The following is a 23,206-nucleotide window of genomic DNA, read 5'->3' as shown; positions in this document are numbered from 1 at the left end:
TCCATGTTAGATTTGGCGCGGCACTTCGCCAGATGATAACGATTAGAGAGACCATGCCGATTTCCTCCCAGCGCCGCCTGCGCGCCGCCCTCGCCACCCTGTTCGTTCCCCTCGCGCTCGCAGCCGCCGTCGCCCCCGACGCCGCGCTCGCTGCGCCAGTGCCGAAGGCCGCCGCCGTCAAGCCGAACGCGGCCTTCGACGCCTGGGCCGAGCGCTTCGCCAACGACTGGGTGCGCATGAACCCGCAGCTGGCCAGCAGCACCCAGTACTTCAGCGGAACCGAACAGGCCGCGCTCGACCGCCAGCTGACGCCGCAGACCCCGGCCCGGCGCAAGCAGATGGTCGCCGTGGCGAAGACCGGCATGACCCGCCTCGACAAGTTCCTGGCGGGTTCGCTGGACGAAACCCAGAGGATTTCGGCCCTGGTCATGCGCTGGTCGCTCTCGAACGTGATCGCCAATGAGCCCTTCGAAGACTACAACTTCGTGTTCTCGCAGTTCGGCGGCCCGCAGGTCGGGCTGGTCAACTTCCTCACCCAGACCCACCCGATGCGCAACGCGCAGGACGTCGATTCCTGGCTGGCGCGCCTGGAGCAGGTGAGTACGCGCATGGACGAGGCGCTGGCGCGCGCCCGCAGCGCCACCGAACGTAAATTGATCCCGCCGCGCTTCATCCTCGAGCGCGCCCAGTACCAGGTCGATACCTTCCTCAAGCCGGCGGCAAGCCAGAACGTACTGGTCGCCTCGTTGGAAAAGCGCAGCGCCGAGCTGAAGGACCTGACGCCCGAGGCGCGCACGGCGGCGATCGCGCGCGCCACCCGCATCGTCGAGGACAAGATCCGCCCGGCCTATGTGCGGGTGCAGGGCTTCATGGTCGAACTGCATCCGAAGACGAATGACACGGCCGGCGTCTCGCGCCTGCCGAATGGCCGCGCCGCCTACGACCGCGCGATCGCCAACTTCACCAGCACCAGCTTGACTGCCGACGAGATCCATGCGATCGGCCTGCGCGAGGTGGCGCGCCTGGAAGGCGAGATGGACAAGCACCTGCGTGCGCTCGGTTTCAACGAGGGCAGCATCGAGGCACGCATGAAGGCGCTCGACGCGACCTTCCAGCCGAAGGCAGACGAGGACCCGCGTCCCGCCATCCTGGCGAAGTACAAGGAAATGGTGAAGGATGCGCAGGCGCGCAGCGAGTCGCTGTTCAACCTGAAGCCGCGCGCGCCGGTCGACGTGTTGCGCGAGCCGCCGCTGACCGAAGCCTCGGCCGCCGCCCACTACAGCCTGCCGGCGCCGGACGGCAGCCGCCCGGGCGTGTTCTGGGTGCCGCTGCGCGGTCCGAAGTTCGACATGATCCGCATGCGCAGCCTGTCCTACCACGAGGCCGTGCCGGGCCACCACTTCCAGCTGGCGATCCAGCAGGAGCTGGCCGGCATCCCGAAATACCGCAGCCAGCGCATCTTCAGCGGCGGCAGCGCGCACAGCGAGGGCTGGGCGCTGTACACCGAACGCCTGGCGGTGGAGCAGGGCTGGTACGAGAATGACGTCCCCGGCCTGCTCGGCGCCCTCGGCTCGGAACTGTTCCGCGCGCGGCGCCTCGTCGTCGACACCGGCCTGCATACCAAGGGCTGGACGCGCCAGCAGGCGGTCGACTACGGCATCAACGTCGAGGAAGTCGACCGCTACGTCGTCTGGCCGGGCCAGGCCACGGCCTACATGATCGGCATGCTGCGCATCGTCGAACTGCGCGAGAAGGCGAAGGCGGAACTGGGACCGAAGTTCTCGCTGCCGGCATTCCATGACATGGTGCTGGGCGCCGGCTCGGTGCCGCTGGACGTGCTGGGGCAGTTGGTGGATGGCTGGATCGCCAAGGAAAAGGCGAAGGCCTAATTGTTCGCACCGCCGCCGACAGTCGTTGGCTGCGGTGTAACGTAGGGTGGGCATGCCCACGCGTTCGTGCTGTGGTGCTGCCCCAAGGTCTTGCTGGCCTCGCGCCGTATCGGATTCGATTGTTTTTCGGGTGAGGTAAAGTACGAAAACGCGTGGGCATGCCCACCCTACGGTGCGCGGCTGTCACGAATAATGGCGAAGCTGCGCGGTCATCCAGTGTGTTTTCACCAGGAGCACAACAATGGAAACCCAGCAACTCCACCGCGGCCGCCTGATCGACCACATCCAGCTGGTGGTCAAGGACCTGCCAGCCTCCCGCAGCTTCTACACCGCGATCTTCGAGACACTTCGCATCCCCTTGGGCGGCGAGGGCGACGATTATTTCTGGTACGACGAACTGTTCGTCTCCACCGCCGACAGCCAGGCCGCCCAGGGCAAGCTGACCGGCCGCCTCCACCTGGCCTTCCAGGCCGCCGGCCGCGCCATGGTCGATGCCTTCTACCAGGCAGCATTAAACGCCGGCGGCAAGGACAACGGCGCGCCCGGCGAGCGTCCCTATCATCCGGGCTACTACGCCGCCTTCGTGCTCGATCCGGACGGTAACAACATCGAAGCCGTGTTCCACGGCGCGGCTACACGCAGCGCGTCCTCGGTGCAGATTACCTTCTGAAAAAACGCTTCAGGACATCGGAGCGCACTGGTCGGTTCCGGCGGCGATCGCCTTCAGCTTGGCCGGGTCGAGCAGCTTGACTTCGCGCTTGTCCACTTCGATCCAGCCCTGCTTCTTGAAGCGCGAGAGCAGGCGGCTGACGCTTTCGATGGTCAGACCGAGGTAATTGCCGATGTCTTCGCGCGACATGCGCAGGCCGAATTCCGTACTCGAGTAGCCGCGCGCGGCATAGCGGGCCGACAGATTGACCAGGAAGACGGCAAAGCGCTGCTCGGCGCGCATATTGCCGAGTAGCAGCATGACGTTTTGCTCGCGCGTGATTTCCTGGCTCATGATCCTGTGGAAGTGACGCAACAGGGTCGGCACGTGGCCGAACAGTTCTTCCAGGCGCGCGAACGGAATTTCGCAGACTTCGCTGTCTTCCAGCGCGACGGCGTCGCAGTGGTAGCGGTCGCCGCTGATCGCATCCATGCCCAGCAGTTCGCCGGCCATCTGGAAACCCGTGATCTGCTGCTCGCCGGCCGCGTTGATCTGGTAGGTCTTGAAATGGCCGTAGCGCACCGCGTACAGGCTGCGGAAAGGCTCGCCCATGGCGTACAGGCGCTCGTCGCGTACAAGACGGCGCCGGCTGCCGATGATCTGGTCGAGGCGGTTGATGTCGGCATCGTCCAGGCCCATCGGCAGGCACAGCTGATGCATGCTGCAGGCGGCGCAGCTGGCCTTGATGGCGCCCAGGCTGACCGGTGCGCTGTTGGGGAAGTGGATGGCCTGGCTCATCGGTTCGAAGACATTGAATGGTTAAGCGGATTATAGACCGGTCAGCGGCGCGCTCCCAGCGTTCCGGACATTGTTATCCGCTTGGAATAGGTTGATACAACGGTGCAAGAGCGCGCACGCATCCGGCTAGACGAAGCTCTGCTCTGGTCAATCGGGCAATCGTGCGCCCCCACTGTCGTGCTAGATTCCGGACACCGCATCCAGAGGAGAACACATGTTCGGCCTGTCGGCATTGGACCTGGCACGCATCCAGTTCGCGTTTACGATGTCCTTCCACATCCTGTTCCCGGCGGTGACCATCGGCCTTGCCAGCTACCTGGCCGTGCTCGAACTGTCCTGGCTGCGCACCAGGCGCCAGGTCTACGTCGACCTCTACCACTTCTGGCTGAAGATCTTCGCCGTCATGTTCGGCATGGGCGTGGTCTCGGGCATCGTGATGGCCTACCAGATCGGCACCAACTGGAGCTACATGTCCGAATTCGCCGGCTCCATCATGGGGCCGGTGCTGGCCTACGAGGTGCTGACCGCCTTCTTCCTGGAAGCGGGCTTTCTTGGCGTGATGCTGTTCGGCTGGACCCGGGTCGGCCCCGGCCTGCATTTCCTTGCCACTTGCATGGTCGCCGTCGGCACGCTGATTTCCGCGACCTGGATCCTGGCCGCCAACAGCTGGATGCAGACGCCGCAAGGCTATGCCATCGAGGGCAACCGCATGGTGCCCGCCGACTGGCTGGCGATCGTGTTCAATCCCTCCTTTCCGTATCGCCTGATGCACATGGTGGTGGCGGCCTACCTGACCACCGCCCTGATCGTCGGTGCCACCGGTGCGTGGCAATTACTGCGTAAAAGGGACAACCCGGCGGTGCGTAAGATGCTGTCGATGGCGATGTGGATGATCCTGCTGGTCGCGCCGATCCAGGCCGTGATCGGCGACTTCCATGGCCTCAACACGCTCGAGCACCAGCCGGCCAAGCTGGCCGCGATGGAAGGGCACTGGCAGAACGAGCCCGGCGAGGCGGTGCCCTTGCTGCTGTTCGGGATTCCCGACATGGAGGCCGAGAAAACGCGCTATGCGGTCGGCGTCCCGCACCTGGGCAGCCTGATTCTCACGCACTCGTGGAACGGGCAGTTCCGCGGCCTGAAGGAGTTCCCGCGCGAGGAAAGGCCGAATTCCCTGATCGTGTTCTGGAGCTTCCGGCTGATGGTGGGCCTGGGCCTCCTGATGATCGCCCTCGGCGCCTGGAGCCTGCTGCTGCGGCGGCGTGGGCGGATCTTCACCACGCGGCCTTTCTTGCGCGCCGCGCTGTGGATGGGTCCGGCAGGCCTGGTCGCCATCCTGGCCGGCTGGGTCACCACCGAGGTCGGGCGCCAGCCCTGGGTGGTATACGGCGTGCTGCGCACGGCGGACGCGGTTTCGCCGCACGGCGCCGGCGCGCTGGCGCTCACGCTCGGGCTGTTCGTGATCGCCTATTTCTTCGTGTTCGGCGCCGGCACGGTCTACGTGCTGCGCATGATGAAGAAGGGGCCGCAGGCCTTCGAGCTGCACCGGGCTACCGCCGGCGGACCGGGAGAAGGGCGCACGCCGATGCGGCCCTTGTCGGCGGCCGACGTCGGCAATGACGACGATAGCGACGGCGATGGCGACGACAATCCGGACGGCATCGGCCGCGGCGCCGCGCTGGACCGCGACGGCAAGGGAGGGTGAGATGGGCATCGACACCTCGGTCATCTGGGCCGTCATCATTTATTTTGCCGTCTTCATGTACGTGGTGCTGGACGGCTTCGATCTCGGCATCGGCATGCTGTTTCCATTCGTCAAGGAAAAGCGCGACCGCGACACCATGATGAACACGGTCGCGCCGGTCTGGGACGGCAACGAGACCTGGCTGGTGCTGGGCGGAGAAGGGCTGCTGGCGGCTTTTCCCGTGGCTTACTCGATCATCCTGTCCGGGCTCTACCTGCCGCTGATCTTCATGCTGATCGGCCTGGTCTTCCGCGGCGTGGCCTTCGAGTTCCGCTTCAAGGCCAAGGACCACCGGCGCCACCTGTGGGACAAGGCCTTCATCGGCGGCTCGGTGGTCGCTTCCTTCTTCCAGGGCGTGTCGCTCGGCGCCTTCCTCGACGGTATCACCGTCTCGGGACGCAGCTATGCCGGCGGCCCGCTCGACTGGATCGCCCCGTTCCCGCTGCTGGCCGGTTTCGGCGTGATGATCGCCTACACCCTGCTGGGCAGCACCTGGCTGGTGATGAAGACCGAAGGCGAGCTGCACGAGCGCATGATCGAGGTGGCCAAGCCCTTCGCCCTGATGCTGCTGGGCGCCATCGTCGTGGTCAGCATCTGGACCCCGCTGCGCGACGCCGCCGTGGCCGCGCGCTGGTTCAGCTTCCCGAACATCGCCTTCCTGATGCCGGTGCCGGTGCTGGTCTTGCTTTCGATTATCGTCCTGCTCGGCTCGCTCAAGGGCAGGCCGCACCGCCTGCCTTTCGTCTCCGCGCTGGCCCTGGTCTTCCTCGGCTATACGGGCATGGCGATCAGCATCTGGCCGCACATCGTGCCGCCCTTCATCACCATCTGGGAGGCTGCATCGCCTCCGAGCAGCCAGGGCTTCGCGCTGGTCGGCACGCTCTTCATCCTGCCCGTGATCCTGATGTACACGGTCTGGTCGTACTGGGTGTTTCGCGGCAAGGTCAAGGCCGACGCGGGGTACCACTGATGCGTCGCGAGCGCACCTGGCTGCGCAGGCTCGGCTGGCTGCTCGTGCTGTGGGCGGGCGGGGTGGCAACGCTCTGGCTGGTGGCCACGCTCATCCGCGGCCTCATGCATGCGGCCGGGATGCGCTGAGCCGACTGTGCCGCTTATGCACGAGTGTTCCAAACGTGCGCGCCTTCGACGGACGAGAGACTACACTTTCGATGAAGATTTATTAACGGAGCGCCAGTGTCTATGCAGTCAGCATCACCAAGTACTTCTCCCATGACGGCGCACGAAGTCGTCCGGCCCGGCGCTCCTGTCGCCGCCGCCGTTGCTGCGGCGGTTACCGTAGCATTGCCGCTCCCACCCGAAGACCAGGCAAGAAGCGATCTGTACGCCCTCGCGGCGCGCCTGCTGCTGGCGCCGCCCGACGCGGCGCTGCTGGCCGGCCTGGCCGCGGCCGACCCGATCCTGGCCGAGGGCGGCGACCACCAGCTGGCCGACGCCTGGGAAAAGCTGGTGCTGGCGTCCAGCGTCATGGACGCCGATGCCGTCGCCGAGGAATTCGACGCGCTCTTCGTCAGCAGCGGCACGCCGGCCCTGAATCCCTACGGTTCGCTCTACCTGTCGGGCTTCATGAACGACACGCCGCTGGCCGAGCTGCGCACCGATCTCGCCGCCTTCGGCATCGGGCGCGTGCGCGGCGTCGCCGAATCGGAAGACCATCTGGGCGCCCTGTGCGAGACGATGCGGGTCCTGATCGCGGGCGGCGGCGGCATTCCACGCCAGCCGCTCGGCCGCCAGAAGCGCTTTTTCGATTCGCGCATCGCGCCCTGGTACGCGCGCTGCCTGAAGGACATGCAGAACGCCGAGGGCGCCAATTTCTACCGGCTGGTCGCGGCATTCGTTGCGGCGCTGCTGGCAATCGAAGCCGAAGCCTTCGCCGTGGAGGAGGGCGTCGATGTTTGAGCAAACACGTAGCGAGGGTGATGCAATGGACGAACAAACCAAGCAGCCGAATCCGGCGCGCCGCAGCTTCCTGAAAGCGGCGCCGCTGGGCGCACTTGCCGCGGTGGCCGGCGGCGCCGAAGCCAAGCCCGAGCTCAAGCCCGCGGAAGCCGCGCAGCCTGAAGTAAAGCGCGGCTACCATGAGACCGAGCACATCCGTACCTACTACAAAACCGCCGCCTACTGGTGAGCGACCCCGGAGACCAGCCATGTCTTTAGTTAAGAGTTCATCCGACAAGGGCCTCAAACGGCGCAAGTTCCTGGTGGGCGCCGGCGTCGCGGCCGGCGCCGGGGCGCTGGCGCGTCAACTGCCGCTGAACGTGATCGAGCCGGCCACGGCCGCCGATGCCGACGTCGCGGCGGACCCCGTCAAGACCGAACTGAAACGCACCGTCTGCAGCCACTGCTCGGTCGGCTGCTCGGTCAACGCCATCGTCCAGAACGGCGTCTGGGTGCGCCAGGAGGCGGCCTTCGAGTCGCCGCTCAACATGGGCGCCCACTGCGCCAAGGGCGCCTCGGTGCGCGAGCACGGCTTCGGCGAGCACCGCCTGCGCTACCCGATGAAGCTGGTCAACGGCAAGTACACCCGCATCTCCTGGGACCAGGCGATCAACGAGATCGGCGACAAGCTGCTGCAGCTGCGCCAGCAGTCCGGTCCGGACTCCCTGATGCTCATCGGCAGCTCGAAGCACAACAACGAGCAGGCCTACCTGCTGCGCAAGTTCATGTCCTTCTGGGGCTCGAACAACTGCGACCACCAGGCGCGCATCTGCCACTCGACCACCGTCGCCGGCGTGGCCCAGACCTTCGGCTACGGTGCCATGACGAACTCCTTCAACGACCTGCACTACAGCAAGGCCGTGATGTTCATCGGTTCGAATCCCGCCGAGGCCCACCCGATCTCGATGCTGCACTTCCTGCACGCCAAGGAGCTGGGCGCGAAGATGATCGTGGTCGACCCGCGCTTCACCCGCACGGCACGCTTCGCCCACCACTACGTGCGCGTGCGCCCCGGCACCGACATCCCGCTGGTCTGGGGCATCCTCTGGCACATTTTCAACAACGGCTGGGAAGACAAGGAATACATCGCCGCGCGTACCTACGGCATGGACGACGTGCGCAAGGAAGTGGCGAAATGGACGCCGGATAAAGTCTCCGACATCACCGGCGTGCCGGAAGCCTCGGTGCGCATGGCGGCCGAGATGCTGGCCAAGAACCGTCCCTCCTCGGTGGTCTGGTGCATGGGCATCACCCAGCACCACGTCGGCACCGCCAACGTGCGCGCGCTGTCGATCCTGCAGCTGGCGCTCGGCAACATCGGCGTGCCGGGCGGCGGCGCCAACATCTACCGCGGCCACGACAACGTGCAGGGCGCCACCGACGTCGGCCCCAACGGCGACTCGCTGCCCGGCTACTACGGCCTGGCCGAAGGCTCCTGGAAGCACTTCGCCAACGTCTGGGGCGTCGACTACAACTGGATCCTGTCGCGCTTCGGCTCCAAGGAGCTGATGGAAAAGCCGGGCATCACGGTCTCGCGCTGGTTCGACGCCGTGAACGAGCAGAACCAGTACATCGACCAGCCGGCCAACCTGAAAGCCTGTATCTACTGGGGGCACGCGCCGAACAGCCAGACCCGCCTGCCCGACATGAAGGCGGCCATGCAGAAGCTCGACATGCTGGTCGTGATCGACCCGTATCCGAGCATGACGGCGGCGATGCACGGCCGTACCGACGGCGTGTATCTGCTGCCTGCGGCTTCGCAGTTCGAGACGCAAGGTTCCTGCACCGCCTCGAACCGCTCGATCCAGTGGCGCGAACGCGTGATCGCGCCGCTGTTCGAATGCAAGACCGACCACGAGATCATGTACCTGTTCGCCAAGAAGTTCGGCTTCCACAACGAACTGTGCAAGAACATCAAGGTCGTGCAGAACGAGCCCGTGATCGAGGACATCCTGCGCGAGATCAACCGCTCCTGCTGGACCATCGGCTACACGGGCTGTTCGCCGGAGCGCCTGAAGCTGCACATGGAGAACAAGCACACCTTCAACCCGACCACGCTGCGCGCCGAGTCCGGTCCCTGCAAGGGCGACTACTACGGCCTGCCGTGGCCGTGCTGGGGCACGCCGGAAATGAAGCACCCGGGCACGCCCATCCTGTACGACCTCAACAAGAGCGTGGCCGAGGGCGGCCTGGCCTTCCGCGCCAACTGGGGCGTCGAGCACAACGGCCAGACCCTGCTGGCGGCCGACGGCTCGACCAACAAGGGTTCCGAACTTGATACCGGCTACCCGGAATTCGACCACGTGTTCCTGAAAAAGCTGGGCTGGTGGTCCGAACTGACGCCCCAGGAGCAAGCCCTGGCCGAAGGCAAGAACTGGAAGACCGACAACTCGGGCGGCATCATCCGCGTGGTCATCGCCCACGGCTGCTCGCCCTTCGGCAATGCGCGCGCCCGCTGCAACGTGTGGAATTTCCCGGACCCGATCCCGACCCACCGCGAGCCGCTGATGTCGCCGCGCCGCGACCTGGTCGCCAAGTACCCGACCTACGACGACAAGGCCAATTTCCTGCGCCTGCCGACGCTCTACAAGTCGGTGCAGGAGGTCGACTTCTCGAAGGACTTCCCGATGATCATGACTTCGGGCCGCCTGGTCGAGTACGAGGGCGGGGGCGAGGAAACCCGTTCCAACCCCTGGCTGGCCGAGCTGCAGCAGAACATGTTCGTCGAAGTCAATCCGAAGGACGCGATCCAGATCGGCGCCAAGCTGGGCGACTACGTCTGGATCGAGACCCCGACCGGCGCGCGCCTGAAGATGATGGCGATGGTCACCGAGCGGGTGCCGGTCGGCATGGTGTGGGCGCCGTTCCACTTCGGCGGCTGGTGGATGGGCGAGGATCTCGAGCGCCACTATCCGGAAGACGGGGCGCCGACGGTGCGCGGCGAAGCGATCAATACCGGCTGGAGCTATGGCTACGACGCCGTCACGATGATGCAGGAAACCAAGGTATCGCTCTGCCGCGTCGTGCGCGCCTGAGTGACACTGCGGTAACGGAAACAGGGAGAACACCATGTCCGCAAGGATGAAATTCATTTGCGACACCGAGCGCTGCATCGACTGCAACGGCTGCGTGACCGCCTGCAAGAACGAACACGAGACGCCCTGGGGCGTGAACCGGCGCCGCGTCGTCACCATCAACGACGGCGCGCCCGGCGAACGCTCGGTCTCGATCGCCTGCATGCACTGCACCGACGCGCCTTGCCTGGCCGTGTGCCCGACCAACTGCATCTACCACACCGAGGACGGCATCGTCCTGCACAGCAAGGACCAGTGCATCGGCTGCGGCTACTGCCACTTCGCCTGCCCCTTCGGGGCGCCGCAGTTCCCGGAAACGGGCCTGTTCGCGCACCGCGGCAAGATGGACAAGTGCACCTTCTGCGCCGGCGGTCCGGAACCGGATACCTCGGAAGCCGAATTCAAGAAATACGGCCGCAACCGCATCGCCGAGGGCAAGCTGCCGGCCTGCGCCGAGATGTGCGGCACCAAGGCGCTGCTGGGCGGCGAGGCCAACCTGATCGCCGACATCTACCGCCAGCGCGTCGAAACCCGCGGCTACGGTCCGGAGCTGTGGGGCTGGAAGATCGCCTACGGCCCGAACAAGCGCGGCGGCCAGCGCAAGGCCCTGGGCGACCTGCCGCGCGTGAACCAGAAGCCCGGGGACACCCAGAACGATCCGGGGAGCCTGCCGACATGAAAAAAATCCATCTCATCCTGCTGCTGCCGCTGGTTCTCGTTTTGTCCGGCTGCCTCGAAGTCGAACAGCATCCGGCCTGGATGAAGGGCCAGTACGCGGGCAAGAAGGATCCGCGCCACTACCAGACGCTGTTTCACAACGACAAGCTCTCCTGGTCCGCTGCGATCATCAATCGCAACGCCCAGCAGAACGAGTACAACCGCGCCAATCCCTAGGAGAGCGCCATGCGAGCTCATTTCACCGCCTTGCGCGCGGTCCTTGCGCTGATGTGCGCGCTGTTGTCCTTCTCCTTGATGGCGCCGAGCTGGGCCGGGGTGCCGAACAAGGATGCGAAACCGGCCTATGCCGAGGAGCAGACCATGCTGCAGGTCGAGGGGGATTCCTCCGTGCGCGAGCCCGGCCTCGGCGACGCCGCCTCCGGCCGCGTGCACGTCGACCGCCACTACCTGGGGCAGTACGGCAGCACCGAAGCGAACGTCATCGTCCAGCGCGGCGGCAATACCTGGCGCCTGCTGCGCAACGGCCCGATCGCGCTGATCACGGGCACCGTCCTGCTGGTGGTGCCTTTCCTGATCTTCGTGTTCTGGCGCGCCTTCCGCCCGGCGGCGCTGGAGCCGTCGCCGACCGGCCGGCGCATCCAGCGCTTCACCGGCTGGGAACGCCACGTGCACTGGGCGACGGCCTATACCTTCATCGCGCTGGCGATTACCGGCATCATCATCATGTTCGGCAAGAAGATCCTGCTGCCGTGGATGGGGCATACCGTGTTTTCATGGATCGCGATCATCAGCAAGTACGTGCACAACGTGGTCGGCCCGCTGTTCATCCTGTGCTCGATCCTGATGTTCTTCACCTTCCTGCGCCGCAACTTCTTCAACCGCATCGACTGGCAGTGGGTCAAGTCGGGCGGGGGACTGGTGAACCAGAAGCACGTGCCGGCCGGCTTCTTCAACGCCGGCGAAAAAACCTGGTTCTGGGGCGGCGTCGTGATGCTGGGCCTGGTGATGTCGATCACCGGCCTGATCCTGGACTTCGTCACCTTCGGCCAGACCCGCTACGTGCTGCAGATGGCGAACTACCTGCACATCATCGGCGCGACGCTGTACATGGTCGGGGCCATGGGTCACATCTATCTCGGCACCCTCGGTTCGCCCGGCGCCTACCAGGCCATGCGCGAGGGCAGCGTCGACGAGAACTGGGCGAAGACGCACCACGCGCTGTGGTACGAGGAGGCCAAATCGGGGGCCGCGCCTGGCAGCACGAACCAGCGTCCGGGTACGGTGCCGCCGAGCGCGCCGCGTCCGGGTCCCGCACACTGAGGTCATCGATGAAAGCATCCCTACTTACACTCAGCCTGGTCGCTGCCTGTACGGCGCTGACCGGCTGCGACCGCGGCCATACGAATCCGAAGGATGGCGTGATCCAGACCAAGTTTCCCGGGCAGGTGACGGCCGGCGGCCTGACCAGCGGCCAGGTGATGGCGCGCAGCCCCAAGCCGGAAACGAATGCGGCCTATGCCGGCGGTACGCCGGGCATTGCCGGCGGCGCCGGCGGCACCACTGGCGGTGCGGCCCTGGGCGGCACCGTCACCGAAACCGGACAGGGGCCCTCGCAGGGGGCTACGCCGCCCGCCAGCGCGGCCCAGCCCGGCAACAAGCCGCCCGGCGACAGCGGCAACATGCCGGCCAATGCGCCGGCAGCCGGCATCACGCCGGTGGGTGCGGGCAGCGCCACCAATCAGGACAGCAAGCCGGCCGCGGCGCCAGGCACGCTGACGGGGGGCAAATGATGCTGAATCGAACCATGCACATTGTGCTGGCTGCGGCCTGTGCCGGCGCCAGTGGCTTCGCCTGGGCCGCCTTGCCGGCGCCGACGCCGGCGCAGCAGCAGGCCGCTGCGGCCAAGAAGGCGGCGGCGGACGCGGATGCCGCAAAGGCCAAAGAACAGTTGGCAGCCTCGATGGACGCGGTCAGCGCGCGCTGGCGTTCGCGCGCGGCCAGCCAGGGCTGGAAGACGCATGCGCCGGTGGCGATCGCGGCCGCGCCGGCGCCGGCCGCAAGCCCTGTTGCCGGGGCGCCGACGGCAGGTGCGGCCGCGGCCGGCGTGCCGGCGCCGGGACCCGCGGCCACCGGCGCGCCGGCGGGCGCCGCCCTGAGCGGGGCCAAGCCGCAGGCGGTCCAGACCACCGGCGTGGCCGTCACCGGCACGCCGATGCCGGGTGTGTCGCCGCGCGCCACAGGCGTCTCGGCGAACACGATCACCGGCACCCCGGCCGGCAACGCCGCCGCCTCGCCGGGCGGCGGCGCCGCGCCGCGCAGCCCGCAGGCGCTGCAGTCGGCCAACGTGCCGATCAAGAGCGAAAAGCTGGGCACGGCCTCGCCCAGCCCGGACGTCAAGAAACAGCAGACCCAGGCAATGCCGAAGGGCGCCTCGCCGGCGGTCGACAAGGGCAATTCGAAGGAAGTGAAGAACCAGTGAAGGTCGAGAAACAATGAAGATGGCCAGCATGCCGATCGCGGTGATCATGCAGCGCCGCGCGCTGCAGCACCGCTGGGCCGACGAGGCCTGGTCCGCCGTCGGCGTCGTGCCCGACCGCGGTAACCTGCCGCGCCTGCAGGTGCTGGGCGAAAGCCCGGAGCGCGACTATTACCTCGTTTCCGGCCTCGAACTCGAGCTCTATACCGACGAGAACGAGGGCTATTACGAGAACATGATGGCGCCGGAGTCGAAGGTCTTCGTGCTGTGGCGCATGGAAGAGGGCCGCGCGATTCCCGCGCGCGCCTCGGTCAGCTATGTCGAGGGCACGCGCATGTTCGATTCCGGCGAATCGGCGGACGGCGTCACGATGCCGGCCGAGATCTACGCCTGGGTCGCCGGCTACCTGCGCGAGCACTACACGCCCAAGCCGCGCCGCGGCCGCCAGCACGGGTAAGGACGACTGATGCCCGAAGAAGGATTCCTGCGCCGCTGGGCGCGCATGAAGGCAAGCAGCGAGGCAAGCGGCGGCGAAGCCGTCGCCGAAGCACCGGCACCTGCACCGCCGCCGGCACCCGCTGCGCCCGTCCCGACTGCCGATGCGGCCCGGCCCGCCGCCTCCGAGCAGGCGCTGCCCACGCTCGAGGATGCCGCCCGGCTGACCCACGAGTCCGACTTTTCCGCCTTCGTCAGCCAGGGCGTGGACAAGGACGTGCGGCGCCTGGCGCTGAAAAAACTGTTCGCCGATCCGCATTTCAAGGTGCTGGACCGGCTCGACATGTACATGGACGATTACAACAAACCCGATCCGGTTTCGAGCACCATGCTCGCCGCGCTCGACCATGCGCGCGGCGTGCTGCGCCGTCCCGAGGAGGTACAGGCCGAGCTGGCGCGCCTGGCCGCCGGCACTGCCCCGACTCCGGAGGAAGCGAGCGCCGAGGAAGACGCGGCGCTGGCAAGGGCCGAGCCGGAGCAGGGCGCCGCCGCCATCGAAGAAGCGGCGGATCCGGACAGCGTTGTCCAGTTCCAGCCCGCGCCCGTCCCGTTCCCGCTGCCGGCAAACTCCGCCACCGACGAGCATCCCGCCCCCATTGCGCTCCACAGCCCGGACGCGCACAATGCGGAGACGAAGGCTTGATCGGCATGGCAGTCCACGGCAGGTATTACCCGCAATTCACCCGAATGCAATTCACCCAAGGCCACGCATGAATATCCGATTGATGGAAGGGCAGGCCGGCGATCCGCTGCAGGAACGCCGCAACGCCCTTGCCAAGACCGCCGCCATCCTGGCGGCCGACGCCATTGCTCCCTTCGAGGCCGCGTCCACGGTCAGCTACCGCTCGAGCGGGCGCACCCTGGTCGTCGGCAGCGCGGCGCAGGCCCTGGCCTGGGCCGATCACCTGGCGACCAGCCTGCCGGTCACCCTGGTGCTGCTCGACGAGTTTGAAGTCGGCGAGCGCCCGTACCCCGTCTTCGCCGCGCGCGCGGTGGCCGTCGCCGGCTGGCTCGGCGCCTTCGAGGCGCGCTGGCAGGCGCCCGGGCAGGCGCCCCAGCAGGGCAAGTTCGACCTCGTGCTCGACCTGGCACCGAGCCCGCTGATCTCGACGCACCAGCATCCGCACGGCTATTACGCGCCGGGCCTCGATGAAGGCGCGCGCCGCGCGGCCGCCGCCGAGATGATGGAGATGACGGGCGACTTCGAAAAGCCGAAATACTTCGCCTACAAGGAACGCCTGTGCGCCCACAGCCGCAACGGGCTGACCGGCTGCAACGCCTGCATCGACGTCTGCTCGGCCAAGGCGATTACCGGCGACGGCGACCGCATCAAGGTCAACCCGTATTTGTGCGCCGGCTGCGGCGCCTGCGGCACGGTCTGCCCGACCGGGGCGATGAGCTACAACTATCCGTCGCCCGCGCACACCGGCAGCCGCATCAAGGCGGCCCTGCGCGCCTACTTCGAAGCCGGCGGAGAAGATCCGGTGCTGCTGTTCCATGGCGAGGGCGGGGCGCCGCTCCTGGCGGCGCAAGCCGACGAGCTGCCCGGCCGCGTGATCCCGCTGGCCCTGCATCACACGGCCTCGACCGGCATCGACCTGTGGCTGACCAGCCTGTGCTACGGCGCGGCCGGCGTTACGGTCCTGATGACGGAGCTTGAGGCACCGCAATACGCCGCCGCGCTCGACACCCAGATGCGCGTCGCCCAGACCGTGCTCGACGGCCTCGAATACGCCGGCCCGCACTTCCAGCTGCTGCGCGTGAGCACTCCGCAGGAACTGGCGCTCGCGCTGCAGCATGCGCCACGCGGCGAGACCCCGGCCCAGCCTGCCACCTTCAACCTGGCCCAGGACAAGCGCAACACGCTCGACTACGCGCTCGACCACCTGTTCCGCCACGCGCGCCGGCAGCCCCAAAGCGTGCCGCTCCCGGCCGGCGCACCCTTCGGCGCCATCGCCGTGAACAAGCAGTCCTGCAGCCTGTGCATGGCCTGCGTCGGCGCCTGTCCGTCCTCGGCCGTGATGGACACGCCGAACGCCCCGCAACTGCGCTTCGTCGAGCAGAACTGCGTGCAATGCGGCCTGTGCGCCAATACCTGCCCGGAAAACGCGATCACCCTGGTGCCGCGCATGGCCTTCGGCGAGACCCGCAAGCAGACCGTGGTGCTGAACGAATCCCAGCCTTTCCACTGCATCCGCTGCAGCAAGCCCTTCGGCACCCTGCACATGATCGAGACCATGCTCTCGAAACTGTCGCAGCACGGCGCCTTTGCCGGCAACCTGGACCGCCTCAAGATGTGCGGCGACTGCCGGGTGATCGACATGATGCAGCCGCAGGACGAGTTCGCCGTACCCTTGCGGCGCCGGCCCTGAGCGTACGCTTCATCGCGCCGGCGCAGCTGCCGGCAGGCGCCAAGCCATGGCACAATGGGTGCGCCTATCGATAATAAAAACGCAAGGCCGCGCCGGGCAGGCGTCCCGGCCTGCGCGCTGCCGGCCCGTAACCGCACAGGAGACAACATGACCCCATACCAGCGTTTCGTCCAGACACGCGACTTCCTGCAACAGCACCGCACCGACTACGACACCGCCTACCGCGACTACCAGGCGCCCAAGCTCGACACCTTCAACTGGGCGCTCGACTTCTTCGACCAGGAAGCGAAGGACAATCACGCACCCGCGCTCTGGGTCGTCGAAGAGGACGGCCGCGAACAGAAGATCTCGTTTGCCGACATGTCCGCGCGCTCGAACCAGGTCGCGCAATACCTGCAGCAATGCGGCGTCGAGCGCGGCGACCGCGTGCTGCTGATGCTGCCGAACCGGGTCGAGCTGTGGGAGATCATGCTGGCCGGGATCAAGCTCGGCGCCGTGCTGGTGCCGACCACGATGCTGGTCTCGACCGCCGACCTGGAAGACCGATTGGCGCGCGGCCGCGTGCGCCACGTGATCGCCCAGGTATCGGAGGCGCACAAGTTCGAAGGCGTCAAGGGCAACTACACGCGCATCGCCGTCGGCGGCAGCATCGACGGCTGGCACGATTTCAACGAGTGCCGCCGCGTGCTGAGCGTGTTCACGCCGAAAGGCGAGACGCGCGCCAGCGATCCGCTGCTGCTTTACTTCACCTCGGGCACCACGGCGCGCCCCAAGCTGGTGCTGCACAGCCACCAGAGCTACCCGGTCGGCCACCTGTCGACCATGTACTGGATCGGCCTGCAGAAGGGCGACGTGCACTGGAACATCTCCTCGCCCGGCTGGGCCAAGCATGCCTGGAGCTGCTTCTTCGCGCCCTGGAACGCCGGCGCCACCGTGTTCGTCTACAACTACGAGCGCTTCAGCGCGAAAGCGGCGCTGGAAACCGTGCAGCGCTGCGGCGTCACCTCGCTGTGCGCGCCGCCGACGGTCTGGCGCATGCTGATCAAGGAAGACCTGAGCCAGTGGAAACCGCCGCTGCGCGAACTGGTGGGCGCGGGCGAACCGCTCAACCCGGAAGTCATCGAACAGGTCGAACGCGCCTGGGGCATCCGCATCCGCGACGGCTTCGGCCAGACCGAGACGACGGCCCAGATCGGTAATCCGCCGGGCCAGCTGGTCAAGCCTGGCTCGATGGGACGCCCGCTGCCCGGCTACAGCATCGCCTTGCTGGATCTGGACGACCAGCCGGCGCAGGAGGGCGAGATCTCGGTGAAGCTCGATGCGCGGCCCCTGGCGCTGATGCTGGGCTACGAAGGCGATGAGGAAAAGACCGCGGACGTCATGCGCGCCGGACACTACCACACTGGCGACACGGCCCAGGTCGACGAGGATGGCTATTATTTTTACGTCGGCCGCAACGACGACGTGTTCAAGTCGAGCGATTATCGGATCAGTCCCTTCGAACTGGAGAGCGTGCTGATCGAGCATGAGATGGTGCTGGAAGCGGCCATCGTGCCGAGCCCCGATCCGCTGCGCCTGTCGGTGCCGAAGGCTTTCATTACCCTGCGCCAGGGCGTCGAGCCGAGCCGTGAGCTGGCCAAGGAGATCTTCGCCTTTGCGCGCGAGCGGCTGGCGCCCTATAAACGGATCCGTCGCATCGAGTTCCGCGAGTTGCCTAAGACGATTTCGGGGAAGATCCGGCGGGTGGAGTTGCGCAAGCAGGAAGCGGACCGGGATAGTGCGCCCGGAATGGGGATCGAGTTCCGCGAGGAAGACCTGGGCGGCTGATGATATTGATTGACGCCGGCGTCCTCGCTCGGTGTGACCGTCTGCAAGGCTCAGCCGACCAGGAGTCGCCCCAAGGCAAACAGGGCGAGCGCGGGAAGGCCGACAAGCGCAAACGAGCAAGCGGTTAGTTTCGCGCCCGTTTGCCATCCAAGAGGATGCATGGCTGGGCCCTTTGCATACTTGCCGAAGAACCAGCTACCGATTGCCAGCGAAAACGCGACGCCGATAAGCATACCCAGCAATGGCGGCATATGGTCGCTCAAGACCAGGCCACTGGCTTTTCTTGCGAGGGCGAGCGAAAAGAGGATCAAGGAAAATATGAAACAGAGTTTCCAGGACACGTAATTTCGTAGACCCAGCAATCGCGCAGCCAGGCGTAAGGACCAGGCGATGAAGAGAATTCCGAGCAGGGCAGGCAAGAGAACGACTATATCTGTCATGGCAGCGCCAAAAAAAATGTCTATCCTGACATGATATTGGCTTTCCAGCAATCAACGCCAACGCAAGCACCCAAACAGGTGCATGCGGCGAATGCGGCGACTCCCCATGACGACCGCGTCGACTCTACAGCGCCTGAAACCACTGCCTGCTCGCCTCATCCGCCGGAAAGAAGGACTCCAGCCGCAGCTCGTGCACCGTCACATCGTGCGGCGTCCCGAGCGTGGTAATGGTCGTGAACAGATTCAGCTCCACGCCGTCGCGGCTCAAGATCACCGGCAGGAAGGGCAGGGCGCGCCGATCGAGATTCGGCTGGCGCGCAGCCGCCTCGATGCCGGGCAAGCCCATCAGCTCGTCCAGCAGCACCGCCGCTTCGCTCTCGGGCCCATCTCCCATGGCCTCGCGCTGCACCCAGTGCAGCAAGTCCGTGCACACGTCTTCCCAGTTGACGATCCAGCGCCGCAGCCCGTTCGGATCCAGCGTCATCTTTAATACATTGACCGCGCCGTCGCCGGGAATCGGCGCGTCCACCGGCATGCCGAGGAAGAAGCGCAGCATGCGCGCGGCCGGCTCGTTGTGCATCAGCAGGTTCCACAGGCGGTCCACGACGAGCGCCGGATAAGGCGCGGCCTGGGCCAGCATGAAGTCGAGCGCCTGCTTGACGGCGTCCAGTTCAGGGTCCGTCAGCGCGCGCTCGCGGTAGGCCGGCGCAAAGCCGGCGGCCAGCAGCATGGCATTGCGCTGGCGCAGCGGGATGTCGAGCACGAGGCCGAGTTTCAGGATCAGCTCGCGCCCCGGCTGGGCGCGTCCCGTTTCGAGGAAGCTCAGGTGGCGCTGCGAGATATCGCTCTCGGTCGACAAGCGCAGCTGGCTGAAGCCGCGCTTGGCGCGCCAGTAGCGTAGGGCCGCGGCGAAGTCCCGAAAAATGCCGCTGGCGGCGGCGTTCGCGCAGGTGTCCATCGAGCCTCCTGAGTGGGTTGCCGCCGATTGTGTCCGATCCCCTCCGCGAACTCAAGCAGCCGCCGGTCCGTCGAGGAAACCGGTGACCCGCGCCAGGCGCCCATCCTGGTCTACGGTCGCCACGTCGAAGCCGCGCACCACCTCCGCGCCGTCGGGCCCGTGCAGCGTCCAGCCGAAGCGCAGCACGTTGTGGTGGCCGTCGGGCGTGCCGGCGAGGGCGAAGCGGTGCGCCGGAAAATGGTGCTGGGCCGCGGCGATCATGGCGTCGATGCCGTCGTGGCCGGCGCCCTGCATCATCGGGTCGAGGTATTCGGCGTCCAGCGTGAACAGGCGCGCCACCCGGGCACGGCGGGCGGGCGTATCGCGTTCGTTCCAGGCGGCCAGGTATTGCTTGGCGAGACTGTAAGCGTGTTCCATGATCTCCTCCGTTGGTTGAATGTCGTGTCGACGGAAGCAATTCTCCGTTCAGGCAGGGCGCCTGGCGATTACCTCCAAGGTAATCGGGTGTGTTGGCGGTAGAATGAAAAGCGGTCGGCATGTGAACCGGCTTGGCGCGGCAGGGTATTCACCGAAAACAGCGGAGATGCAGGCGTGGATTGCCGGACCCATGAAACGCAGCCTGCGGCGCGGCCGATCGCCCTGGTGGTCGAGCGGGACGCCGAACTGGTCGGCCTGGTGGCGGGCGGGGACCGGCACGCCTTCGAAGTCCTGTACCGCAGCTACTTCCCGCGCCTGACGCGCTTCCTGCAGCGCATGACGCGCAGCGCGCCGCTGATCGAGGAGATCGTGAATGACGTCATGCTCGTCGTCTGGCAGAAGGCCGACACCTTCGACGGCAGCTGCAAGGTCTCGACCTGGGTGTTCGCGATCGCCTACCGGCGCGCCTGCAAGATGCTGCACCGGCTCGACGATCCGCTCGAATCCTTTCCCGACGCCCTGGCCGGCGAGGCCGACTGCCAGCCCGAACAGCGCTTCGAACAGCTGTGCCTCGCGCACGCGCTGGGCGCGGCGCTCGACGCGCTGCCGTTGTCCCAGCGCGCCGCCTTCCAGCTGGCCTTTTATCACGACATGAGCTGCGCCGAGATTGCCGAGATCATGGACTGTCCCGTCAACACCGTGAAAACCCGTTTGTTCCACGCGCGGCGCCGCCTGGCGCTGCTGTTCGAAGGCCAGCTCGAGGGGCGGCCATGAACGCGCGCGCGAATCCGGACGACGCCCACCGCGCCACCCAGGAAAACCTGCCCTGGCTGCTGAGCGGCCGCCTGGGCGGGGAGGACAGGGCGCTGGCCGAGGCCCACCTGGCCGACTGCGCCGCCTGCCGCGCCGACCTGGTAACGCTGCGCCGCCTGCGCGCTGCCGCCGAGCTGCCGGACCCGCCCTGCGACCCGGATGCGGCGCTGACAAAGCTATTCGACCGCATCGACGCGCCTGTCGTTGGACGCCCGCCGGCAGCCGCCAACGACCCCCGCTGGCTGCGCCGCGCCGCCCTGGCCCAGTGCGGCGTGATCGTCCTGCTGGCGGCCCTGCTGATCTGGCGCGGCGACGCGAGCGATGCGTATCGCGGCCTGGGTGCGGCGCCGGCGGTGCAGGGCCAGGCCGTGGTCGTGTTCCGCCCGGAGACGAGCGAGCGCGAACTGCGCCGCATCGTGCAGGCCAGCGGCGCGCGCATCGTCGACGGACCGACCGTGACCGATGCCTGGGTGCTGGCCCTGCCGCAGGAAGACGCGGCGGAGCTGCTGGCGCGGCTGCGCGCCGAGCCGGCGGTGCTGCTCGCCGAGCCGCTCGGCGCCGAAGGCCGGCCGTGATGCGCCTGGCCCTGGCCGCGCTGGCGCTGTGGGCGCTGCTGGGCACAAGCGCCTGCCGCGCCGAGCAGGAAGCGCCGGCGCCCGAAGCCGCAGCATCTGAGGCCGCAGCATCTCAAGCTGAACCATCACGCCAGGTGCTGGTGATGCTGCGCCTCCCGCCCCAGCACTTCCGCCCCGACAGCGCCTACGGTGGCGGCTACACCGGCGATGCGGCGCGCGCCGCGCGCAAGCGCCTGGCCGCGGAACTGGCCGGCAGCCACGGCCTGAAGCTGGTGCACGCCTGGCCGATGCCGGCGATCGGCGTCGACTGCTTCGTGATGGAAGAGGCGGGCGGCGGTCCGGTCGAGCGCGCGCTGGCGGCGCTGGCGCGCGATCCGCGCGTGCTGTGGGCGCAGCCGGTCAGTCTCTACGAAGGCATGGACGCCGGCGACCCGCTCTACCGCGTGCAGCCGGCCGGGCGCGACTGGCAGCTGGCGGCGCTGCACCGCGCCAGCACCGGCCGCAAGGTCGCGGTGGCGGTGATCGACAGCGGCGTCGACCCGGCCCACCCGGACCTGGCTGGGCAGGTGGCCCTGCACGAGAACTTCGTCGACGGCGCGCCCGACGTGCCGGAAGCGCATGGCACCGCGGTGGCCGGCATCATCGCCGCGCGCGCGGGAAACGGCGTCGGCATCGCCGGCGTCGCGCCCCAGGCCCGGCTGCTGGCCCTGCGCGCCTGCTGGGAGCGGCCTGGCGCCCCGGTGCGCTGCAACAGTTTTACGCTGGGGCGGGCGATCAACTACGCGCTGATGCATGACGCGAAGATCATCAACCTGAGCCTGAGCGGGCCGCCCGACCGCCTGCTGCAGGCCTTGCTGGACGCGGCCCTGGCGCGCGGCATCGCGGTGGTCGGGGCGCTCGACCCGCGCCGTCTCGATGGCGGCTTTCCGGCTTCGCATCCGGGCGTGATCGCGGTCGCCCAGGCGGGCAGCGCGGCTGCCGCGCCGGCCGGCACGCTGCGCGCACCCGGCGCCGACGTGCCGACTTGCCTGCCCGGAGCACGCTGGGGCCTGGTGACGGGATCCTCGTATGCGGCGGCGCACGTGTCTGGTCTGGCGGCCCTGCTGGCCGAACTGCGGCCCGCCATCACGCCGGCCCAGCTGCGCAGCCGCCTGGGAGAAGAGGAGGGGGAGCAGCGAACCGTGCGCACGCTCGCCCTGCAAGCGGGACAAGCTGGTAGCATAGGAGCATGCGCAGTCCTCGGGCGCGCCGCCGGAGCCTGCGTTTGCCAATGTATCCCGACCGCCGCAACGACCGCCGAACACTCTCCCTAGCCCTTGCCGGCCTTACTGTCGCCCTGTCTGCCCTCGGCGGCGGCGCGCAGGCACAAACCGGTACGACCGTCAGCCTCGTCTCCGAATACAGCCTGCGCGGCCTGTCGCTGAGCGAAGGCCATCCCGCGCCGCAGCTGCGCATCGATCACGACGCGGACAGCGGCTGGTACTGGGGCGCTTTCGCCTCGCGCGTGCGCCTGCGCGCCAGTTCCGCCACGGCGCTGGCGATCGGCTACGCCGGCTACGCGCGCCGCCTGCCTTCGGGCTGGAGCTGGGACGCGGGCGTCAGCCGCGCCGTCTTCCTGCGCGACGCCCGCAACAGCTACGTCGAGGCCTATGCCGGCATCAGCGCCGACCACGCCAGCGCCAGGCTGTCGCTGTCGCCTTCGTATTACGGCGCGGGCCGCAGCGCCTACCTCGAACTGAACGGCTTTCGTCCGCTCGGCGAACGCTGGCGCCTGACCGGCCACGCCGGCCTGCTGCACTGGCTGAGCGGCTACGGGGCCGCCGCACGCAGCCGCATCGACCTGCGCGCCGCCCTCGCGACCGATATCGCAACAAGCAGCGGCGACGTCAGCATCGAAGTCGGCCTGCAAGCCCGCCAGCGCGATCCCGGCCTCGGCGCCCCACGCGCCCGCGCGCTGTTCGCCGGCGCCAGCCTGGGCTTCTGAGCAGGCCCGATTTTTCCGCATCTTCTTGAACCGCGCCGCGCCGCACGGGTATCAACGGGACGTC

General features: G+C 67.4%; 25 protein-coding genes. 21 read left to right on the top strand and 4 right to left on the bottom strand.

From position 1 onward, the window contains the following. The first annotated feature begins 53 nt into the window (after nt 1–53). Nucleotides 54–1,889 carry a DUF885 domain-containing protein gene (locus tag ACFPQ5_RS12595; protein ID WP_379755811.1) on the top strand — a complete coding sequence of 612 codons (1,836 nt, stop codon included), beginning with the start codon at nt 54–56 and terminating at the stop codon, nt 1,887–1,889. A gap of 241 nt (nt 1,890–2,130) precedes the next feature. Further along, nucleotides 2,131–2,559 (top strand): VOC family protein, encoded by a 429-nt coding sequence (locus ACFPQ5_RS12590; protein WP_379755808.1) that lies wholly within the window; start codon nt 2,131–2,133, stop codon nt 2,557–2,559. A gap of 9 nt (nt 2,560–2,568) precedes the next feature. Here the strand turns inward: ACFPQ5_RS12590 and fnr are convergent, their stop codons facing one another. After that, the gene (fnr, locus tag ACFPQ5_RS12585) at nt 2,569–3,336 is read right to left on the bottom strand and encodes a fumarate/nitrate reduction transcriptional regulator Fnr (RefSeq protein ID WP_379755805.1); all 768 of its coding nucleotides are present in this window, start codon (nt 3,334–3,336) and stop codon (nt 2,569–2,571) included. 214 nt (nt 3,337–3,550) lie between these two features. Between fnr and ACFPQ5_RS12580 the strand changes: the two genes are divergently transcribed. The 15 genes from ACFPQ5_RS12580 (at nt 3,551) to ACFPQ5_RS12510 (ending at nt 17,955) form a co-directional block, all read left to right on the top strand. Beyond that, entirely contained in the window at nt 3,551–5,038 is a 1,488-nt protein-coding gene (locus ACFPQ5_RS12580) for a cytochrome ubiquinol oxidase subunit I (protein WP_379755803.1), read from the top strand. A 1-nt stretch (nt 5,039) separates the two neighbouring features. Next, nucleotides 5,040–6,047, top strand: a complete 1,008-nt coding sequence (cydB, locus tag ACFPQ5_RS12575; protein WP_379755800.1) for a cytochrome d ubiquinol oxidase subunit II — start codon at nt 5,040–5,042, stop codon at nt 6,045–6,047. After that, entirely contained in the window at nt 6,047–6,175 is a 129-nt protein-coding gene (locus ACFPQ5_RS12570; protein ID WP_379755797.1) for a DUF2474 domain-containing protein, read from the top strand. The genes cydB and ACFPQ5_RS12570 overlap by 1 nt, the downstream gene beginning before the upstream one ends. 132 nt (nt 6,176–6,307) lie before the next feature. Further along, a complete protein-coding gene (locus ACFPQ5_RS12565; RefSeq protein WP_379755794.1) occupies nt 6,308–6,994 on the top strand; it encodes a TorD/DmsD family molecular chaperone in 687 nt (228 codons plus the stop codon). 25 nt (nt 6,995–7,019) lie between these two features. Beyond that, nucleotides 7,020–7,223 carry a twin-arginine translocation signal domain-containing protein gene (locus ACFPQ5_RS12560; RefSeq protein WP_379755791.1) on the top strand — a complete coding sequence of 68 codons (204 nt, stop codon included), beginning with the start codon at nt 7,020–7,022 and terminating at the stop codon, nt 7,221–7,223. A 19-nt stretch (nt 7,224–7,242) separates the two neighbouring features. Continuing rightward, the gene (locus tag ACFPQ5_RS12555; RefSeq protein WP_379755788.1) at nt 7,243–10,068 is read left to right on the top strand and encodes a formate dehydrogenase subunit alpha; all 2,826 of its coding nucleotides are present in this window, start codon (nt 7,243–7,245) and stop codon (nt 10,066–10,068) included. A 34-nt stretch (nt 10,069–10,102) separates the two neighbouring features. Next, nucleotides 10,103–10,786: a formate dehydrogenase FDH3 subunit beta gene (gene fdh3B / locus ACFPQ5_RS12550; RefSeq protein WP_379755785.1), complete on the top strand. Its 684-nt coding sequence runs from the start codon at nt 10,103–10,105 to the stop codon at nt 10,784–10,786. Further along, a complete protein-coding gene (locus ACFPQ5_RS12545) occupies nt 10,783–11,001 on the top strand; it encodes a hypothetical protein (RefSeq protein ID WP_379755782.1) in 219 nt (72 codons plus the stop codon). Before fdh3B ends, ACFPQ5_RS12545 begins: the two co-directional genes overlap by 4 nt. A gap of 9 nt (nt 11,002–11,010) precedes the next feature. Further along, nucleotides 11,011–12,105, top strand: coding sequence for a formate dehydrogenase subunit gamma (locus ACFPQ5_RS12540; RefSeq protein WP_379755779.1), 1,095 nt, complete (start codon nt 11,011–11,013; stop codon nt 12,103–12,105). A gap of 8 nt (nt 12,106–12,113) precedes the next feature. Next, nucleotides 12,114–12,575 (top strand): hypothetical protein, encoded by a 462-nt coding sequence (locus tag ACFPQ5_RS12535; protein ID WP_379755776.1) that lies wholly within the window; start codon nt 12,114–12,116, stop codon nt 12,573–12,575. A 14-nt stretch (nt 12,576–12,589) separates the two neighbouring features. Beyond that, on the top strand, nt 12,590–13,264 hold the full coding sequence (locus ACFPQ5_RS12530) for a hypothetical protein (RefSeq protein ID WP_379755773.1): 675 nt from the start codon (nt 12,590–12,592) through the stop codon (nt 13,262–13,264). Between the two features lie 13 nt (nt 13,265–13,277). Beyond that, the gene (locus ACFPQ5_RS12525) at nt 13,278–13,718 is read left to right on the top strand and encodes a DUF3305 domain-containing protein (protein ID WP_379755770.1); all 441 of its coding nucleotides are present in this window, start codon (nt 13,278–13,280) and stop codon (nt 13,716–13,718) included. 9 nt (nt 13,719–13,727) lie between these two features. Continuing rightward, nucleotides 13,728–14,399, top strand: a complete 672-nt coding sequence (locus tag ACFPQ5_RS12520) for a DUF3306 domain-containing protein (protein WP_379755767.1) — start codon at nt 13,728–13,730, stop codon at nt 14,397–14,399. Nucleotides 14,400–14,466: 67 nt separating this feature from the next. After that, complete coding sequence (locus tag ACFPQ5_RS12515; protein ID WP_379755764.1) at nt 14,467–16,128, top strand: 4Fe-4S binding protein; 1,662 nt, start codon at nt 14,467–14,469, stop codon at nt 16,126–16,128. Between the two features lie 147 nt (nt 16,129–16,275). After that, nucleotides 16,276–17,955, top strand: coding sequence for an AMP-binding protein (locus ACFPQ5_RS12510; RefSeq protein ID WP_379755761.1), 1,680 nt, complete (start codon nt 16,276–16,278; stop codon nt 17,953–17,955). 50 nt (nt 17,956–18,005) lie between these two features. Here ACFPQ5_RS12510 and ACFPQ5_RS12505 read toward each other — a convergent pair whose 3' ends face one another. From ACFPQ5_RS12505 to ACFPQ5_RS12495, 3 genes are all read right to left on the bottom strand, one after another. After that, nucleotides 18,006–18,446: a hypothetical protein gene (locus tag ACFPQ5_RS12505; protein ID WP_379755758.1), complete on the bottom strand. Its 441-nt coding sequence runs from the start codon at nt 18,444–18,446 to the stop codon at nt 18,006–18,008. Nucleotides 18,447–18,519: 73 nt separating this feature from the next. Then, nucleotides 18,520–19,353, bottom strand: a complete 834-nt coding sequence (locus ACFPQ5_RS12500; RefSeq protein WP_379755755.1) for a helix-turn-helix domain-containing protein — start codon at nt 19,351–19,353, stop codon at nt 18,520–18,522. Between the two features lie 51 nt (nt 19,354–19,404). Continuing rightward, the gene (locus ACFPQ5_RS12495; protein WP_379755752.1) at nt 19,405–19,770 is read right to left on the bottom strand and encodes a nuclear transport factor 2 family protein; all 366 of its coding nucleotides are present in this window, start codon (nt 19,768–19,770) and stop codon (nt 19,405–19,407) included. 174 nt (nt 19,771–19,944) lie between these two features. Between ACFPQ5_RS12495 and ACFPQ5_RS12490 the strand changes: the two genes are divergently transcribed. Genes ACFPQ5_RS12490 through ACFPQ5_RS12475 form a run of 4 tightly spaced genes read left to right on the top strand, consistent with a single transcriptional unit; the run spans nt 19,945 to nt 23,142 of the window. Next, complete coding sequence (locus tag ACFPQ5_RS12490) at nt 19,945–20,544, top strand: RNA polymerase sigma factor (RefSeq protein ID WP_379755749.1); 600 nt, start codon at nt 19,945–19,947, stop codon at nt 20,542–20,544. Then, nucleotides 20,541–21,158: a zf-HC2 domain-containing protein gene (locus tag ACFPQ5_RS12485; protein WP_379755746.1), complete on the top strand. Its 618-nt coding sequence runs from the start codon at nt 20,541–20,543 to the stop codon at nt 21,156–21,158. Before ACFPQ5_RS12490 ends, ACFPQ5_RS12485 begins: the two co-directional genes overlap by 4 nt. Next, a complete protein-coding gene (locus ACFPQ5_RS12480; protein ID WP_379760101.1) occupies nt 21,158–22,471 on the top strand; it encodes a S8 family peptidase in 1,314 nt (437 codons plus the stop codon). Before ACFPQ5_RS12485 ends, ACFPQ5_RS12480 begins: the two co-directional genes overlap by 1 nt. Beyond that, on the top strand, nt 22,429–23,142 hold the full coding sequence (locus tag ACFPQ5_RS12475) for a TorF family putative porin (RefSeq protein WP_379755743.1): 714 nt from the start codon (nt 22,429–22,431) through the stop codon (nt 23,140–23,142). The genes ACFPQ5_RS12480 and ACFPQ5_RS12475 overlap by 43 nt, the downstream gene beginning before the upstream one ends. Nucleotides 23,143–23,206: the final 64 nt, after the last annotated feature.

Source organism: Massilia suwonensis (assembly GCF_042655665.1).
In the GTDB taxonomy this organism is placed as follows: domain Bacteria; phylum Pseudomonadota; class Gammaproteobacteria; order Burkholderiales; family Burkholderiaceae_D; genus Telluria; species Telluria suwonensis.
Note: the sequence above shows the minus strand (reverse complement) of the source record. Positions and strands in the feature narration are given on the sequence as shown.